This is a genomic window from Paenibacillus sp. FSL R7-0345 (assembly GCF_038595055.1).
Taxonomy (GTDB): Bacteria; Bacillota; Bacilli; order Paenibacillales; family Paenibacillaceae; genus Paenibacillus_AQ.
The window spans coordinates 5,497,606-5,515,952 of sequence record NZ_CP152002.1 but is presented as its reverse complement, the minus strand read 5'-3'; the positions used below and the strand labels follow the sequence as shown (position 1 = coordinate 5,515,952).

Annotated in this window: 12 protein-coding genes; all 12 read left to right on the top strand. The window is 56.4% G+C overall.

The window, feature by feature from the left end; translation table 11 throughout:
- Positions 1–48: 48 nt before the first annotated feature.
- The 12 genes from NST84_RS23755 to NST84_RS23700 all read left to right on the top strand — a co-directional run bounded on the left by NST84_RS23755 (position 49) and on the right by NST84_RS23700 (position 18,344).
- Positions 49–765 carry a GDSL-type esterase/lipase family protein gene (locus tag NST84_RS23755; protein WP_342562582.1) on the top strand — a complete coding sequence of 239 codons (717 nt, stop codon included), beginning with the start codon at positions 49–51 and terminating at the stop codon, positions 763–765.
- Between the two features lie 111 nt (positions 766–876).
- The gene (locus tag NST84_RS23750) at positions 877–3,213 is read left to right on the top strand and encodes a helix-turn-helix domain-containing protein (RefSeq protein WP_342562581.1); all 2,337 of its coding nucleotides are present in this window, start codon (positions 877–879) and stop codon (positions 3,211–3,213) included.
- Positions 3,214–3,463: 250 nt separating this feature from the next.
- Complete coding sequence (locus NST84_RS23745) at positions 3,464–4,450, top strand: ABC transporter permease subunit (RefSeq protein ID WP_342562580.1); 987 nt, start codon at positions 3,464–3,466, stop codon at positions 4,448–4,450.
- Positions 4,444–5,352, top strand: a complete 909-nt coding sequence (locus NST84_RS23740) for a carbohydrate ABC transporter permease (RefSeq protein WP_342562579.1) — start codon at positions 4,444–4,446, stop codon at positions 5,350–5,352. The genes NST84_RS23745 and NST84_RS23740 overlap by 7 nt, the downstream gene beginning before the upstream one ends.
- A gap of 36 nt (positions 5,353–5,388) precedes the next feature.
- Positions 5,389–6,945, top strand: coding sequence for an ABC transporter substrate-binding protein (locus tag NST84_RS23735; RefSeq protein WP_342562578.1), 1,557 nt, complete (start codon positions 5,389–5,391; stop codon positions 6,943–6,945).
- Positions 6,946–7,057: 112 nt separating this feature from the next.
- Positions 7,058–10,837, top strand: coding sequence for an Ig-like domain-containing protein (locus NST84_RS23730; protein WP_342562577.1), 3,780 nt, complete (start codon positions 7,058–7,060; stop codon positions 10,835–10,837).
- Positions 10,838–11,112: 275 nt separating this feature from the next.
- The gene (locus NST84_RS23725; protein WP_342562576.1) at positions 11,113–11,796 is read left to right on the top strand and encodes a hypothetical protein; all 684 of its coding nucleotides are present in this window, start codon (positions 11,113–11,115) and stop codon (positions 11,794–11,796) included.
- A complete protein-coding gene (locus NST84_RS23720; protein WP_342562575.1) occupies positions 11,789–14,842 on the top strand; it encodes a glycoside hydrolase family 2 TIM barrel-domain containing protein in 3,054 nt (1,017 codons plus the stop codon). The genes NST84_RS23725 and NST84_RS23720 overlap by 8 nt, the downstream gene beginning before the upstream one ends.
- Positions 14,843–14,844: 2 nt before the next feature.
- A complete protein-coding gene (locus NST84_RS23715; RefSeq protein ID WP_342562574.1) occupies positions 14,845–15,246 on the top strand; it encodes a hypothetical protein in 402 nt (133 codons plus the stop codon).
- Positions 15,198–15,635, top strand: coding sequence for a hypothetical protein (locus NST84_RS23710; RefSeq protein WP_342562573.1), 438 nt, complete (start codon positions 15,198–15,200; stop codon positions 15,633–15,635). Before NST84_RS23715 ends, NST84_RS23710 begins: the two co-directional genes overlap by 49 nt.
- Before the next feature lie 134 nt (positions 15,636–15,769).
- A complete protein-coding gene (locus NST84_RS23705; RefSeq protein ID WP_342562572.1) occupies positions 15,770–15,919 on the top strand; it encodes a hypothetical protein in 150 nt (49 codons plus the stop codon).
- Positions 15,920–15,950: 31 nt separating this feature from the next.
- The gene (locus NST84_RS23700; protein ID WP_342562571.1) at positions 15,951–18,344 is read left to right on the top strand and encodes a glycosyl hydrolase family 65 protein; all 2,394 of its coding nucleotides are present in this window, start codon (positions 15,951–15,953) and stop codon (positions 18,342–18,344) included.
- Positions 18,345–18,347: the final 3 nt, after the last annotated feature.

The following is an 18,347-nucleotide window of genomic DNA, read 5'->3' as shown; positions in this document are numbered from 1 at the left end:
CGTTAAGGGGAGCTATACCCCTTGGCGTACTTGTCAGGAGGGAAAAGCATGCTGCCTTTATTCACGACTAAGAAAACGGAGAACCACAATTCCGAACAGCCGCACATCCTGTTTCTTGGAGACAGCATTACGGCTGACGGTCAATATATCCGGCTGGCCGGAGAATGGCTGAAGCAGCACCGGCCGAACTCAGGAGTCCGGCTGACGGCACGGGGAGTGCCTAGTGAGACGGCCTCGGGGCTCAGCGAGGCGGCCCATCCGTTTCCGCGTCCGTGTATCCATGAACGGCTCACAAGGGAGCTTGCCGAAGCCTCCCCGGATGTAGTCGTGGCCTGCTACGGAATGAATGACGGAATCTATCATCCTTACTCCGCCGAAAGATTCACCGCCTATCAGGACGGAATGAGGCGGCTGAGCACACAAATCCATGAAGCCGGAGCCAGCGTGGTCCTGCTGACCCCGCCGCCGTTCGATGCCCTCTCCATGAACGGTCCGCTGCTGCCGGCGGAGGCGGACGATTTCAGTTATCTTGCGCCCTACCGGGATTACGACCGGGTGCTGGAGCATTACGCGGACTGGCTGTTATCCGGGGGCTGTCCGGCTGATCAGGTCATCGACCTGCGCACGCCGCTGCTGCAGCACATCAGGCAGGAACGGTTGCTTAACGCCGCTTACCGTTACGGTGACGGGATTCATCCGGATGCCTCAGGCCACGGGGTTATAGCGAATACGCTTTTACAGGAGCTCTTTGGTACAGAGCCGTGACCATGGCCGGATGCACACCGGGAATAACAGAAGGTGCACCAAAGGGCCGATTGACAGGCAAAATCAGCCGGGATTATAGTTAGGTCACCTAAGCGCAGGGGGAGTGAACCCATGAATGTACTCCAGACGATCCGCTCACGCAAGTATCTGCAGCGGATTTTGCTCAGCTTTATGCTGGTGGTTGCCACACTTGCTGTTGCCTCGCTTTTCTTGAATGCCAGTGCCCGCAGCCGGGTGCTCAGCCTGCAGAATGAAGCTGACCGGAAGCTGCTGACCCAGATCAACTATAACGTTGAGAATATGAACGGCATCGTGAGGGATCTGGCCGTATCGCTGTACAACGACGAAGAGCTGCTCGCGCTGAAGTCAGGTGCAGATTACAAGCAGAGTATTCTAAAAATTGAACGTCTGAATCATACCGTCGCCTCATCGCCGTATCTGCATGCCGCAGTCTTTTATAACGGTGCCCAGCAGCGGTTCTTCTCGTCCCTTAACCATGACATCAATAACAGTACCCTGTATGGAGCTTTGGAGAGCTATATGGCTTCAAGGTCCGATCTGCCCAAGCTGCAGCTGATTCCCCTGGATCTGGACGGTAAAAACGAGGGGATCGACGTGTTTGCCTTTTTTCTTTATGACGGGGAGGCACTGGGCTCCATTAACGACAATGTGCTGATTCTGACGGTGAAGCCGGACTGGATGCTGGATAACGTGAAAGCGCTTAATCTGGTGGCCGAGCGGCAAAATGATGTGCTGTTCATTACCGACAGCGGGGGTGAGGTGCTGATTTCGACCGACGGGCTGCTGCCAGCAGGGCTTAACATTAAGCAGGACCTGCTGCCGCGGCTCACACCGTCGGATAAACCGGTGGATTCTTTTATCTACAATCATGAAGACCGGAAATACAAGGTCACTTATTTAAGCAAAGCGCTGAATAACTGGCAGATTGTCAGCCTGCAGGATTATGATGTGGTGCTGGGCAGCGTGCGGCAGATGAAGTGGACAGAGGTGGCGGTCACATTGTCCGTCGTTCTGCTTGCGGTCATGCTGTCCGTGTTCTTTTCGCTGCGGCTGTATAAGCCGGTGGGCCAGTTGCTGACGCTGGTGCCGCAGAATGAACGCGGCGCCCCGCAGGGCCAGGATGAGCTGTCGCTGATTGCGGCTAATGTAACGGAGATGATCGGAAAGCTGAAGGGGCTGGAGCAGGAACGGGCCTCACAGTCGAATATCGCCAAGGTGTATCAGCTGCGCAGCCTGGTCGGGGCAAGCGGGAGTGTAGACGAACGCGCTTTCCTGCAGATCAGGGAGCAGTATGGCATAGATATTGCTTATCCGGCCCCGCTGCGGCTGGCCCTGGTGCAGATTGACGATCTTCAGGGGCTTGCCGCCGGCCAGGGCGCTGCGATGGAGTCCCTGCTGTATTTTGCCATTGCCAATATCGGCCAGGAGCTGCTCAGCCAGGACGGCTCATGCGAAGCGGTAGACATGAAAAGCGGGCATCTCGTCTTTATCGCCGGAAGCGGAGCAGCTGTGGCAGACGGAACTTCCGGAGCCGGGACGCTGGAGCAGCTGAGCGGGAAATTCAGAGAGCTTCAGCAAACCGTCCAGGCCTACTACCGCATAACCTTTACGGTTACGCTCAGCGAGGTGTTCACAGATTACCGCAGCCTCACCCGGCATTATAATCTGGCAGTCCGCCACTCCAATTACCGGATGATTTACGGCAAAGGGGCGGTACTTGAGCCGGAGCAGCTGCGAGAGAATGAACAGAATGAGACGCTGCGCATCCCGCAGGAGCTGGAGCGCCAGCTGACAGAGGGGCTGAAGGGCGGCGATCTGCAGGAGACGGAGCGCTTGATCCGCAGATGGCGGGAGCTGCTCGGCAGCTTCAGCTACGAGAATATGTTCTCGGCAGTCCTGCATCTTGCGGTTACGCTGAGCAACACGCTGGGTGAGATGAACAGCCATAATGTCAATCCGGTATCCGTCAACCTGCAGGCGATTAACCGGCGTATTCTGGAGAAAGAGACGCTTGATGAAGTAGAAGCCGTGCTGCTGGAGGTCGTGCGCGAGGTGGCAGAGCAGCGGCGGAGCGGGCGCGAGGACAAGAGCCGCCTGCTAGCCGAGACCGTGAAGGAGATTATCGACCGGCATTATGCCGACCCTGACCTCAATGTGCAGCGGATCGCCGACATGCTGAAGATGAGCTCCGTTTATCTGGGCCAGGTGTTCAAGGCGCAGGAGGGCATAACGGTGGTTGACCAGATCAATGCGGCGCGCCTGGCCTATGCCAGGGACTACCTGGAGCAGAAGGATTTGACCGTGACAGAGATTATGGAGAAGGTCGGCTTTGGCAACGAAAGCTATTTTTACCGGCTGTTCAAACGCCGCTACGGGACCACCCCGAAGGAATACCGCCTGAAATCAGCGATTGACCGCAGCAAATAACGTAACTGTAATGTACAGAATGCCGGGCCCGCGAGTGAGATTTTTTCATTCAGCGGGCCTTTTTGGCTTTTTGCCGCACAGCCGCAGCACGCCTCTGCCAAGGAACAGAAATCAGGGAACTGTACAGCCCGGATTTACAGCATTCTTGTGATTGTACAGTACCGCAAATCCTTGCTGCTGCGCTATTCTAAGGCCATGCAAAGCCTGACACACAGGCAGCCGTTAACGAAGAAAGGAAGGGGCTTTGGTTATGCAGAAGAACATTTCACTCACTGGGCAGGGGGCACATGCAGGTGCGCCGCCGGGAAAACGCAGGAAGTCATGGGCCGGAAGAGAGCTGCATCATTTTAAGAACAACCGCGAGCTGTTTCTGCTCTCCCTGCCGGGACTTTTGTACAAATTGATTTTTGCCTATATCCCCATGATCGGCCTGATTATCGCCTTCAAAAACTACCGCTATGATCTGGGCATCTTCGGCAGCAAGTGGGTAGGGCTGGATAATTTCCGTTATTTGTTTACCACCGATACAGCATGGCGGATTACCCGCAACACCGTTCTTTATAATACCGCTTATATTCTGGTGGGGACCTCGGCGGCGCTGCTGCTGGCGATCCTGATGAACGAAATCAAGGCCAAGGTGAGCAAGTTCTACCAGACGGCGCTGTTTTTGCCCCATTTTCTGTCGTGGGTGCTGGTCGGGTATGTCGCTTACGCCTTTCTGAACCATTCCGACGGCTTCATCAACCGCACGCTGGAATCGTTCGGGCTTGATCCGGTCAGCTGGTATCAGGATGCCGCGCCATGGCCGTTTATCCTCATTCTGGTGCAATTATGGAAGGTAGTGGGCTTTAACACGCTGATTTATTTTGCCGGCATTATCGGCATTAACAGTGAATATTACGAGGCGGCGCGGATTGACGGGGCAACCAAACGGCAGATGGCGTTCAAAATCACCATCCCGCTCATGGCTCCAATCATCATCATCATGCTGATCCTGTCCATCGGCAACATGTTCCGCGGCGACTTTGGCCTGCACTATTTTATCCCGAACAATTCAGGCTTTCTCTATGGATCTACAGATATTATTGATACTTATGTGTACCGTGCGCTGCGTGAAGTCGGCAATGTGAGCATGTCTGCGGCTACAGGCTTTTACCAGTCGGTTGTCGGGCTGGTGCTGGTGCTGACGGCCAACGGCATTGTGCGCAAGGTCGATCCCGATAACTCTCTATGGTAAGGAGGCGCCAGACAGTGGCCCGAAAAAAATTCGAATTCTCCAAGCTGTTCATTAATCTGCTGTTTACGGTGCTTTCACTTGTAGTCATTCTGCCGTTCCTGCTGGTCGTTGCCGTGTCGCTGACGGACGAAAAGTCGCTGACCGCTAACGGATACCAGTTCATCCCGGAAACATTCAGTCTGGACGCCTACCGCTATCTGCTGGACGCCCCGGATATCCTGTTCCGTGCCTACGGGGTGACCATCACCATAACCGTAGTCGGAGCGCTGTTAGGCCTGCTGCTGACTGCGATGACCGCTTATGTCATTTCCCGGCAGGATTACCGGTATAACCGGGTGACTACCTTTTACGTGTTCTTTACGATGCTGTTCAGCGGCGGGCTCGTTCCCTCCTACATCCTCATCACGCAATACCTGCATCTGAAGGACAGTCTGTGGGCGCTGATTCTGCCGATCCTGCTCTCGCCGTTCAACATCATGGTCATGAAAGGGTTCATGTCCAAGATTCCGCTGGAGATCATTGAATCGGCCAAAATCGACGGGGCGCGGGAGTTCCGCATCTTTTTCCGGATCATTCTGCCACTCTCTACTCCGGCGCTGGCCACGCTGGGCCTGCTGATCTCCTTCACCTACTGGAATGAATGGTTTAACGCGATGCTCTACATCGATGATCCGAATAAGGTGCCGCTGCAGCTGCTGCTGGTACGGACGCTCAACAGTATCGAGTTTCTCACAACCAATTCGGAGTTTACCGGACAGCTCGGCATCGATTTGTCCAGCTTCCCGAACAGCTCGGCGCGGATGGCGATTGCGGTGCTGGCCGGCGGTCCGATGCTGGTGATCTTCCCGTTTTTTCAGCGGTTTTTTGTCAAAGGGCTTACGGTTGGCTCCCTAAAGGGTTAACATACAATCATGTACAAAGTACAGGAGGTCACACACATGAAAAAAAGGCTGTTTGGAGTTCTGGCGCTCGTCCTGCTGGCTGCATCGGTGCTTAGCGCCTGCGGCGGTAACGGCAACAACGGGAACAACGGCAACAACGGGAACAGTGCAGGGGGCACTGCCACGGAAGGCGCACAGACGGCGGCTCCGGCTACGGATTCGGGTACAGAGGAGCTGAAGCCGGTCGAGCTGACCTGGTATTATCCGCTGTCACAGCTGCAGGCCGACCAGGCCAAGGTGCAGGAGGAAGTCAACAAGATTGTGAAGGAAAAAATCAATGCCACAGTCAAGCTGATGCCGGTCGCTGTAGGGGACTATGTGCAGAAGATGAACACGGTGCTGGCCGCAGGCGAGAAGTTCGACATTCTCTGGACCGGGTACATGCTGAAGCCGGAGGAGCTGGTCCGCAAAGGCGCCATTCAGCCGATGGATGATCTGCTGGAGCAATATGCCCCTGAGCTGAAGGCCGATGTGCCGCAGGTGATGTGGGACGGTCTCTCGGTGGACGGGGAAATCTACGGGATTCCGAACCAGCAGATCAACGGCTCGCGTTACGGGTTTATTATCCAGAAGCGTTTTGCCGACAAGTACAATCTTGATACCGCTTCCATCAAAAAGCTCGCCGATATTGAGCCGTTCCTGGCCCAAATCAAGCAGAACGAACCGGACATTATTCCATTCGGCGTATTCGGAACCTCCTTTATCAATCCGCAGTCGCATGATGACCAGTACTGGGTAGTTCCGGGACTGGATGACCATTTCTATATCAAAACCGATGACCCTACCTATACGCTGCACCGTTACCCTGAAGAGGAGCTCGACAATTTCCGGCTGGCCAGCAAATGGTATAAGGAAGGGTATATCTACAAGGATGCTGCTACGGAAAAAATGAATGATTATCTCACCAAAGGCCAGATTGCCGTTGACTTCAACGTTACGCTCAAGCCGGGTGTTGAAGCCGAAGTAAAAGCCAAAAACGGCGGCAACGAGGTCATTACGGTTCCGCTGAGCGACTGGTTCTCCAACGGCTATTCGGCAACAACCAACCATTCAATCAGCCGCACAGCTGCAAATCCTGAACGGGCCATGATGCTCCTGAATCTGGTGAATACTGACAAGGAACTGTACAATCTTCTCTGTAATGGAGTAGCCGGAGTCCACTATGAAAAAACAACGGGCGACTACATCAAGGCACTGCCGGATTCACGTTATATGCCGAATATGGACTGGGTTTTTGGCAGCGTCTTCAATTCCTATCTGAAGGAAGGGCAGCCGGAGAATGTCTGGGAAGAGACCAAGAAGATCAATTCCGATTCCGAGGTAAATCCTGTCGGCGCCTTCAAGTTCAATTCAGAGCCGGTCAATACAGAGATTGCCAATCTGAACGCCGTATGGGGCGAATATAAGCGCGGGCTGGTTACAGGCACACTGGATTTTGAAGAAACCTGGCCTGTGCTGTACGGTAAGCTGAAGGAAGCAGGCGAAGAGAAATATGTAGCGGAAGTAACGAAGCAATTCGAGCAGTTCCTTAAGGATAAAGGCTTGAAGAAGTAAGACTAGAGAGACACTGCAATACCGGAGAAACCTGCTGCTCATTGACGGCTTTGCCATGGTACATCTTTTGGCGGAGCCGTCTTATTTTAATCCGAAAGGAAGAGGAGCTTTGGTGAAAAAAAGGTTGCTTGCAGCGCTTATGGCTGGTCTGCTGTTCATGACGACTCCCGTTTCTGCCGTTACGTCTTCGGTGTCAGCGGAAGGAACAAGCCCTGGTAAGATATTTTATGTAGCTACAAATGGAAGCGATTCCAATAGTGGGGCGCTGAATGCCCCGTTTCTGACACTGGAAAAAGCGCGCGATGCCATCCGTGCCCTGAAAGCGGAGGACGGGCTGCCGGAGGGCGGTGTTACGGTCATGCTGCGTGAAGGCCGGTATGAGCGGACTGCAAGCTTTGAGCTGCGCCAGCAGGATTCAGGTGAAGCGGACAAGCCCATCACTTACACCGCTTATCCTGGAGAGTCCGTAACGTTATCCGGCTCTAAGCACCTGGCGAAGTCAGCGTTTGTCCCGGTCACGGATTCCTCTATTCTCGGCCGCATTATCAGCCCGGAGGCGAGAACCAAGGTGCTGGCTGCCGATCTGGCAGCCCTCGGCATTACCGATTACGGCCAGCTCAGCCGCCACGGCTATTATCTGGCAAATGATCTGAGCGAGGTGCCGCCGATGGAGCTGTATGTGGCCGGGGAAGGGATGACGCTGGCCCGCTGGCCTAACGAATCGACTGTACAGATGGATGAAATTGTAGATCCCGGGCCGACGCGGCGTGATCCGAACGGGGAGGTTCACACGCGCGGCGGCACCTTTACCTACACGTATGACCGGCCCCAGTACTGGACACAGGCAGATGATATCTGGCTGGACGGGATTTTCGGCTACAGCTGGGAATGGTCGTACAACAAAATCGCCTCCATCGATACAGCCGCCAAAACGATTACCCTCCGCTACGGGGAGATGAGCGGGCTGTTCAAGAACTGGTATCCGGATTTTCATTTTGCCCAAAATCTGCTTGAAGAAATCGATATGCCGGGCGAGTATTACATCGACCGCACCGCAGGCAAGCTGTATTTCCTGCCCAATGCCGGCTTTACAGCTTCAGCAGACCCGGATATTGAAGTCACCATGCTCAAAACACCGATGATCAACGCGCTGAGCGCCTCTTACATCGACTTCTCGGAGCTGGTGCTGGAGAACGGCCGCGATTCGGCGGCGGTATTTATGGGCGGCAGCCATATGCGTATCCTGAACAGCGAGATCCGCAATTTCACCAACAGCGGTGTGCTGATCAATACGCAAAGCCGTTTCTACTATAACAACTTTGAAGGCGCACCCGGAACAGATCACGACATTTTCAGCACCCATATCCATCATATCGGCGGCACGGCCGTTACATTGACAGGCGGCAACAAAACAACACTGCAGCCGGGAAATAACGCCGTGGAGAACTCGCATATCCATGATTTTGCCTATTATCACAAAGCCTATAATCCGGGGGTTCTGCTGTCAGGTGTCGGCAACCGTATGTCGCATAATGAGCTGCATGACGCGCCCCATCCCGGCGTGCTGATCTTCGGCAATGACCATACCGTGGATTATAACGAGATCTATGATGTATGCACCACCTTCTCCGACCTCGGCGCGATCTACATGAATGCGGGCGAACAGCCCCATGAGCGGGGCACCGTTATTAAGCGGAACTACTTCCATAATATTGGGGAGAGCAAGGCGGGAGTAGAGGGAGTCTATCCCGACAACTTCACGATGGGTCTGACCATTGACGAGAATATTTTCTACAAAATGGGCAATTCGGCCATTAAAAACAACGGCGGCGCGCACATCCAGACCCGGAACAATATTTTTATCGACAGCAAAATTCCGTACGATTATGCCGACCTGTATCTCGGCGATGAGCCGGATGACCAGGTGCCGTTAAATTACATGCCGAAGTGGCAGGCGCTGTTTGCAGCGAACAACAATTTTACGGGTACGCCTTACATGGCGAAGTATCCCGAGCTGGCGGACTTCTTCACGGAAAACCGTTATTATCCCGACACCAATACGTTCCAGGGGAATGTCATTTACAATCCGGTGGTAACGCGCAGTGTAACCACCAATGTGTACGGGGCTTATGACAAATTCGGGCTCGTGCAATATGCGGATAACTGGGTGACCACAACAGACCCGGGCTTCACCAATCTGGCCGGAGGGGACCTGTCCCTGCGTCCGGATGCAGAGGTATTCAGTGCCATTCCGGGCTTCCCGGACATTCCGTTCGCCGACATCGGCATCAACGGCAAAGCAGGGACAACGGCAGGACCGGGCAGCTATCCGGTACAGCAGGTAGTGGCTTATGACCAGGCTATTACCGTAGACCGCTGGAAAACAGTCAAGCTGCGCACGGCTGTCCTGCCGTGGAATGCGGATGATCCTGCACTGACCTTCACCTCGGCCGATCCTGCTGTCGCATCCGTGGACAGTGCCGGTGTTGTTACCGGAGGGACGGTTGTAGGCAGCACGGTGATTACAGTCGCTTCCGCGGAGAATCCGCTGCTTACAGCCGAGGTCAGCGTGAATGTGGAGGCGGGCGACGGCGTAATGGATTTCACCGATTTTGAATCGGGGGCGAACGGCTGGAGCCAGGACGCCTACCGCAGCATCGAGAAAATGGACGGGAATCGCTGGTATAAGGTGTTGAACGGAGCCTCGTCACTCAGCGCCAAAAGCTTCTCCGAATATGAGCTGAGCTTCCGGCTCAAAACGCCGGCGGTGATGGGCGACAATGTAACCCTGTATGTGTTTGACCGGCAGGCCGGCAGCGGCTCCAGCCGGATCGGTTATAAGACAAGGGCCGATGGCAGCTCTGCATGGCTGCTGTACAATTCGGCCTGGACCGTCCTGAAGGAGGTAAAGCTGCCGGAGCATGACCTGTTGCCCAATACGGAATATAACGTCAAAATGCTAGTAAAAGGCGGAGACATCAGCCTCTATCTGGACGGGGAATTCCGCCTGAAGGGCAATGACCCCGGACATAATGCAGCCGGGAAGGTCGGCTTCTATGTCAATAATGTCAGCCACATGCTGTTCGATGACATTCAGTTCAAAGCACCGACCACGGAGCTGGCGGGAATCATTCCTGCGTCAAGCCAGGTGCGGCTCGCCGCCGGGGAGCAGCAGCAGCTGCAGCTGTCCTTTGATCCTTCGGATACGCCGGACACGGGAGTTACCTGGCAGTCGGCTAACTCGACTGTAGCTGCCGTGGATCAGACTGGAGTCGTCAGCGCCGTGTATGAAGGAAGTACGGTAATTACAGCTGTATCTGTGGCGAATCCGCTGATAAAGGCAGACATTGCCGTAACTGTCTCCAATATCATGCATGAGACGACCTTTGAGAACGGCGGCAACGGCTGGCCTGTGGACCCTAACCGCAGCATCTCAGCCGACCCTGACGGGAACAGGCGCTATAAGCTGCTGAACGGGGCTACGGCTCTGCTCGAGCGCAGCTTTACGTCCTACCAGCTGGAGTTCAAGCTGAAGACACCGTCCGTGATGCCTGATAACGGGATTCTCTATCTCTTTGACCGCCAGGACAGCGCCGGCTCAACCCGGATCGGTTACCGGACCCGGGCAGACGGCACCTCGGCCTGGATTCTGTACAATACGGCCTGGCAGAAGCTGACCGAGTCCGTCCTGCCGGGGCATGACCTGCAGCCGGATACGGAATATACAGTGAAGCTGACAGCCAAGGAGGGCGATATCAGCGTATATGTAGACGGCGCATTAAGGCTGACCGGCAGCGATCCGGGCCACCGGCCTTCGGGCAAGGTCGGCTTCTACACCAGCGGCTTTGAGTATATGCTGTTCGACGACATTGTGTTCTCGGTTATGCCTTAAGTGGTTGAGAGCTAGAGTGCAGAGTGCAAGAGTGTAGGAGTAAAAGAGTACAAGAGTAAATGAGTGCTAAGACTGGCGGCGCCCTCCCTGCGGGGAGGGCTTTTTGGCTTCGGGGGAAATAAAGTCCGATTAACAACGTGGCCAGGTGCTGAAATGCCCCGGTAATAGTCCGCTAGCAGATGTCGTTATCATGCTAAACAAGGGCAGCATCGTCAAGGTATTGCGAATTTGTATGCGGTAACATGAAAGAGAAGACAACGTTTGGGAGGTGCAGCATGAAGCGCTGTTTGTATAGGGCCGAATGGCTCGGGGAAGAGAAGGAGGCTGCTGCTTTTTTCGGGAGCGGTGAACTCACTGCTTCATTTAAAGAAGCGATGGTGCGTCTGCATGTGGATCATTTAAGCCTGTTTGCCGTCGGTAAACAGCTGTTTCTGTATTATGAGTGCCTGGCAGAGCCGGTTACACCGGAGCAAATGCTGCCGGAAGCTGGACGGCAGCTTGCTGTCTGGCCGGGAGGAGAGCCTGGGCGGCGCTGGGCCCCGCTAGTTGATATTTTTCATTACCAGCAGCCTGTTTCAGTGGAGCATTGGCAGCGGCGGAATACTGCGGGTAAGCCTTACGGCCGCCTGGCTCTGCTGAAGCCGGAAGCTGCGGCGAGCTACATTTACTACCATTATCAGTATCAGGAGGAACGGCCGGGGGACGGGGATAAGTACGGGATGATCGGGCTGCATGAGAATGTGCTGTTTTTTTATGCCGAGAAGCCGGACACCCGGGAGCCTGCCCCGTATGAAGGAAAACTGAAAACCTCGCTGCGTCCCGATAACTGGGCGGAAGTAATGGAGCCGCATTTTGTGAAATGGGAGGGTGCGCCGGCGGGGCAGGAGCTGTGGAAAAGGCTTGAACTGCTGCTTGAGGTGCGCTCTCTGAGCGGAAAGCAGGGGGGGCGGCATGCGTAATTTGTTTTGCCTGAACGGGGAGTGGGATTTCATGCCCCTGTACGATCAGCCGCAATGCCGCAGCCTGCCGGAGAACATCGTGTACGAAGAATGTAAGGTGCTGGTACCCTCCAGCTGGAGGCGGACCTATCCGCAGCCGGACGGTAAAACCTTCGGAAAGATTCCCGAGTATGATTATGCACCTTTTGACCTGCATGGTTATCCGGCGGAATGGGATGCTGCTGAGGCAGGAGTACTGCACCGCAGCTTCCGGGTTCCGGAGAGTATGGCGGGACAGCGGATTGTGCTGCGGCTGGACGGTATTATGCAGAAAGCGGTCATCTATATAGACGGCCGGGAAGCAGGTGTATGGGAAGACGGCTATCTGCCGCTCAGGCTCGATATCACTTCGATGGTGGAGCAGGGGCGGGAGCATCAGCTGCATGTGGTGTGCAGCAGCTTCGACACGGTACTCCTGCCAAATGGAACGTCCAAGATCACCGGGCTGATGGGCTCCTGGTACGGCAGAATCAGCCGTGGCATTTGGCAGGACGTGTATCTGGAAGGCTATCCTGTGCTTGCGCTGGAGGATGTAACCATCCGTACCTCTGTCAGGGAAGGACGGTTAGAGGTTCAGGCGCTGGCAGCCGGGACAGCAGCAGCCGCCGCTGGCCGAGGTCCGTTAAAGGTAAGGCTGAGCGTCTGGGAGAAGGGTATGCTGCGGCAGGGTGAAGAAGGGGCGGAATTCTTTGTTGAAACAGCCGCTGCCGTTCCGGTCCTGTCTGCGGAATGCCTGGCTGAGCTTTCAGATACTGCGGCTGCTGAGAAGCTCAGGCTGTGTGAGAACACACGGGACGGGGCCGTATACTGTGCCTCCTTCCAGCTGGATTGGAACAATGCCCGGCTGTGGAGTGCGGATCAGCCGTTTCTCTACACTGCGGTGCTGGAGCTGCTGGAGGGCGAAACGGTTATTGACCGTTATACTGAGGATTTCGGCTTCCGCGAATTTTGGAGCGAAGGCCCGCAGTTTATGCTGAACGGCATACCGGTCAATCTGCGCGGCGATTCCTGGCATTTTCAGGGCGGGCTGCAGATGACAGAGGCTTATATCCGCAACTGGTACCGCATCTGCCGGAGCACAGGCATCAACAGCATCCGGCTGCATGCCGAGCCTTATCCGGCTGATTATCTGCGCATTGCCGATGAGGAAGGCATGCTGATTGTTGACGAGACAGCGATTTACGGCTCGGGCAAATCGATGCACGCTGACCATCCGGCTTATGTGGAGAACTGCCGGCAGCATGTGCGGCGGCTGGTTCAGCGTGACAAAAACCATCCGTCCGTTATCCTCTGGAGCCTGCAGAATGAAATGCGCTGGGTGGATGGGCGGGACGGCTTCAAGCTGCATATGCCCGGCCTGATGGAGGAGATCCGCCAGCTTGACCCGACCAGACTGATTATCGCCGAAGGGGACAACCGCCTGCTGGCCAAGGAGCATACGGAGGTGGAAAGCCGTCACTACAACATCGACGGAACCATCAGCCAGTGGGACCGGACGGCTCCGTTAACCTTCGGGGAGCACGGCGGATGGTGGTATATCTGCCCGCAGAACAGCAGCATGTACACCGGTCTTGAGGTCTACCGGGGAACAGATGAGAGCACTACGGGGCTGGCGCAGAAGGAGAGGCTGTTTGTGGAGTATGCCAGACGGCAGGAGGTATCCGGCATCTCCACCTTTAATTTCGCCCATTACTTCATGCGGGCGATGCCGGAAAGCGATCTGACACTGCCGCTTGCCGATCCGGCCATGCCAGGAGTGAAGCCTAAGCGCGTTCCTGCTTATTCACTGACCATTAACAACGGCATGCTGCCTGAGGGTTATCCGCTGTATATCCCTAACCCGGCTTTTGCCATTATGGCTGAAGCGTTCAAGCCGGCAACGATTATGGCAGCTGAATACAACAGCTGGTTTTATGATGACAAGCCGGTTGTCCGCAGCTTTGATGTTTATAACGATACGTATTCAAGCCAGGATGTCCGGGTTGAGGTCGTAATCCGCCAGGGCGGCAAGAGCATCCATGAGCAGACCTTCCGGTTCGTTCAGCAGCCTGCTGAACATAAGGTTATCGGGCTGGAGTGGATGCCTATCCCGGCCGGTGACGGGGAACAGGCAGAGCTGACAGCACTGCTGTTCCATGGCGGACAGCAGGTACATGAGCTGCATCTTAAATATACAATAGTGTCCGCAAGCCTGCTGAGGCAGCCGGTGAACCTGCAGCGGCAGGCAGCCTATTACGGATCAGACGCTGATTTTGCTTATATCCGCAGGCTTGTTCCACGCTGTAAGCGGGTGGACTCCGCTGAGGTGGATCGACTTGCTGCCGGTTCGCTGCTGATTATCGGCAGCTATGCGGAGGATGCGGACGGCACGCTTGAGGCCGGGCTGCAGGCCTTCGCCGCACGCGGCGGCCGGGTGCTGCTGCTGGAGCAGAGCAGCTTGTCACCCGGCAGGCTGCCGCTCTCAAGGCGGCCATTCCTTCGCGCCCATGCCGGCAGCTACCGGCATCCAGTGCTGGAGGGTTTCGACGACAGCAGCCTCATGTTCTGGCACGCGGAGCTGCGTGAAGAAGGGCCGCTGCCGATTATCCGCGCGGCCTTCGAGAAGCCGGTGCCCGGCGATTTCACCCTGCTGCTGGAATGCAGCTCGGGCGATTTCGGCGACGGCGGCGATCTGTGGTCGCCGCTGCTGGAATACCGCAGCGGAGCGGGCCTGCTCCTGGCCAATCAGCTGGAGCTGATGGCCAATCTGGAGCAGGTCCCGCAGGCCTGCCTGCTGCTGCGGAACCTGCTGGCCCACGCCGGGGCCCCGCCGGCGCAGGCCAGCCCCTGCCCGGGGCGCCGCTGGCGCGCCCCAGGGGGTCCGCCGCCGCGCTGGTCCGTGCCGGCGGTGAGGCCGCAGCCTTCCTGGCGGGGCTGCGGCTGCGGTACACGGCGCTGGATGCCCCAGCGCCGGCACCGGGCGCGCCTGACGCAGCGGCGCGCCAGAACCTGCAGGACTTCGGCCTGATCGTGGCCGAAGCCTGCATGCTTGAGGCGCCGGGCACAGCCGCGGCGCTCCGGCACTACGCCGAAGCCGGCGGGCAGCTGGTGCTGCTGCCGGCTGAGCCAGGGCAGCAGGCGGCGCTCGGCAGCCTGCTGGACCGGCCCGTGCGCGTACAGCCGCACGAGGCGTACCACCTGGCGGCGGAATATGATTACGCCGCCGTGCAGGGGTTCAGCCCTGTCGACCTGTTCGGCTTCGACAAGGTGTTTTTGTCGCCGCGCGAGTTAGGAACCATGTACTGGCTGCGCATAGCCTGGACATTGCCGGTGCGGACGCACTCTGCACAAGCGTCGAGGGAACAGCCTGGAAGGACTACTTCGTGCATGGCTACACGGCTGAATACAGCCGGCTGGCTCTGGTGGAGCTGAACCGCAGAAAGGCCCGCCCTGCAGGGATATTCATGGCTGAAGCCAAGCTTGGCGAAGGGTCTGTAATCTGCTCCCAGCTGCTGACCGATCCCGGCAATGACAAGGCGGTCCGCCTGTATACCCGGCTGCTGGCCAATCTGGGCGCGTCCTTTGATGACGGCCTGCTGGATAGCGTGAATGGGGATGGGGAATGGGCCGTGGAAACGATGATGGCCCTGCCCTGCCTGCCCCACATTCATTATGAAGAGATGAAGGCGTACTACATTGACCCGGAATTTTCATTAAATAATCTGGGCGAGGGCCTGTACGGCTGGATGCAGAAAAAAGAGCGCCGCCCCGGCGACGGCACTCTTCGCATAGCAATGCAGGGGAGAACCGCTGGTTTCTGAGCTGTTTTGTACATGTTCCCGAAAAGGCAGGGGAGACCGCTCAGCATTACCCCGGCCGGCTGCGGATTAACACAGACGTACCCTATGAAATTTACCTGAACGGTGAGCTTGTAGCTGAGCCGGAACGGGAGCTTGTGCTGCAGAGCGGGCTCAACCGGCTGATCGCCACCCTGCAGGGCACGGGCGGAGACCTGTCATTCGGCTTAACCTTTTTGAATCCGGACGGCAGCTATATGAAAGACCTGGAATACCGTCTGACCCTCGACGAGGTTGAGCCGAAATAACATGATTACATCACAAAGGAGCTGAAGCCCGGTGAATGCGGAGCTTACCAGAGATAGCGATCCGAAAGATTATTATGCCTTCAGGGATGACCAAAAAGAAGTGGAATTCAAGCGGCACGACATGCCGACACCGTGGATGAACTACCTGTCTAACGGCACCTTCCATACGATGCTGTCACATGCCGGCGGCGGTGTGGCTTTTTATAAGTCGCCCCAGATCTGGCGGATTACCCGCTACCGTTTCTTCCATCTGCCGATGGACCGCTCCGGCCCGTACATTTATGTGCAGGATGCCAAGACGGGCAGCTACTGGTGCCCGACCAGCGAGCCTGCCCTGGATAAACCGGAAGAATGGAAAAGCGCACACGGGATGGGCTACACCCGCTTTGAAGCAAAACGCGGCGGTATCGCCGCGCGGACGGTTTATTTTGTCGGACCGCATGAGAATTCGCTGATCTGGAATCTGACCTTGACCAATGAAGGGAACGAAGCAAAAGAGCTAAAGGTCTACGCCTACGCCGAATTCGGGATGATGGAATTTATGCGTGAGCTGCAGTGGCAGTGCTACAACAAGCATCAGGTGTCCGTGCAGTATCATGAGGCTGAGGGGCTGATCTACCGTTACGGGGTGGAGAACCAGCCGAAGCCTGAGGAGACGCCGCTTGTCTATCTGGCTGCGGATACACCGCTTGCCGGCTATGACGGTGACCGTGAGGAGTTTATCGGCAGCTACCGCAGTGAAACCAATCCGGCGGCCATCGAAAACGGCAGCTGTACCGGATCAACGCTGCTGGGCGGCGACCCGTGCGGCGCACTGCAGTTCAATGTTACCCTTAAGCCGGGAGAGAGCCGGACGATTAATGTGTTTCTCGGCACAGCGGCGGATGAAGCGGAGGTGTCGCGGGCAATCGCCCGTTCCAGGGAAGCCGGATTTGTAGAAGCCTCCTTCCAGGCGCTAAAAGAGAACTGGTCCGCCTATCTGGGCGCCTGGGAGAGCCGGCTGCCGGATCAGGACGCCGAGCGGATGATCAATATCTGGAATCCGTATCAGGCGCACCGTAACTTTTTATTTTCACGCAATATTTCCTTTTACGCGACCGGAACGTTCCGCGGTGTAGGCTACCGGGATACAGCCCAGGATATACTCTCGGTTGTGCCTTTTGATACGGAGCTTGCATTTGACAAGCTGAAGCTGCTGCTCGGCCAGCAGTACAGGGACGGCCATGTGAACCATTACTTCTTCCCGAATGAGGGCTGGGAGCCGGTAACGAGCATTCACTCGGATGACCATCTGTGGACGGCGCTTTCGGCCTGGGACCTGCTGGCGGAGACGGGGGATGCCGCGTTCCTGCAGGCAAGTGTGCCTTATTATGACGGCGGTGAGGGCACAGTGTATGAGCATTTGCGGGCGGCCATCGATTTTACGGCCTCACAGCTCGGCTCCCGCGGCTTTCCGCTGATGCTGCGCTCGGACTGGAATGACCAGCTGTTCCGGGTCTGCCGCGAGGGAAAAGGGGAAAGCATCTGGACGTCTATGCAGCTCGGAACCGTACTGCTGCGGATGATTGACCTTGCTGCCGCTGCCGGATACCCGGAGGACGCTGTCAGGTACGGGACAATGTATGAGAGCCAGCGTGAGCTGGTTAACAGCATAGGCTGGGACGGCCGCTGGTTCCGCCGGGCGATTATGGATGACGGCCGGTTCCTCGGCAGCGATGAACACGACGAGGCCAAAATCTGGCTCAACGCCCAGACCTGGGCCACCATCTCCGGTATGGCAGACGGGGATAAGGGGCTGCAGGCGATGGACAGTGTACGGGAAATGCTGGACACCGAGCTCGGCATTAAAAAAATCCACCCGTCCATCACCACCTTCCCCGATCCTGCCGATCCTTTGACCAATTACAACAAGGGAACCGGAGAGAACGGAGCGGTCTTCTGCCATGCCAACACCTGGGCGATTATTGCGGAATGCCTGCTGGGCCGCGGGGATCTGGCTTATAAATATTACCGCCAGCTGCTGCCGAATGTAGCCATGGACAAAGCGGGCTTGTGGCGTTACAAAGCGGAGCCTTACGTCTATGCGTCCAACCTGTTCGGTCCGGAGTCCGACAAGTTCGGCCTTGCTAACGTCTCATGGCTAACCGGTACGGCCGCCTGGATGTACGTTGCTGTTACCCAATATATTCTCGGAGTAAAGCCGGTTATGAATGGCCTGTCCATCGATCCGTGCATTCCTGCGGACTGGGAAGGATTCACGGTGAAGCGGCGTTTCCGCGGCTGTGTCTACGACATTACCGTTACTAATGCTAGCAAGGTCTGTAAGGGCGTAAAAAGCATCACCGTCGACGGTGAGCCTGTAGAGGATAATGTGCTCCCGGCCTATCCCGGACGGTCATCCGTCAAGGTTGAAGTGATTTTGTAGGAG

What these genes read in the sequence shown, in the direction of transcription:
- NST84_RS23740 (WP_342562579.1), top strand. Translation starts at nt 4,444, where the DNA reads ATGGTAAGGAGGCGCCAGACAGTGGCCCGAAAAAAATTCGAATTCTCC.
- NST84_RS23750 (WP_342562581.1), top strand. Translation starts at nt 877, where the DNA reads ATGAATGTACTCCAGACGATCCGCTCACGCAAGTATCTGCAGCGGATT.
- NST84_RS23735 (WP_342562578.1), top strand. Translation starts at nt 5,389, where the DNA reads ATGAAAAAAAGGCTGTTTGGAGTTCTGGCGCTCGTCCTGCTGGCTGCA.
- NST84_RS23725 (WP_342562576.1), top strand. Translation starts at nt 11,113, where the DNA reads ATGAAGCGCTGTTTGTATAGGGCCGAATGGCTCGGGGAAGAGAAGGAG.
- NST84_RS23720 (WP_342562575.1), top strand. Translation starts at nt 11,789, where the DNA reads ATGCGTAATTTGTTTTGCCTGAACGGGGAGTGGGATTTCATGCCCCTG.
- NST84_RS23745 (WP_342562580.1), top strand. Translation starts at nt 3,464, where the DNA reads ATGCAGAAGAACATTTCACTCACTGGGCAGGGGGCACATGCAGGTGCG.
- NST84_RS23755 (WP_342562582.1), top strand. Translation starts at nt 49, where the DNA reads ATGCTGCCTTTATTCACGACTAAGAAAACGGAGAACCACAATTCCGAA.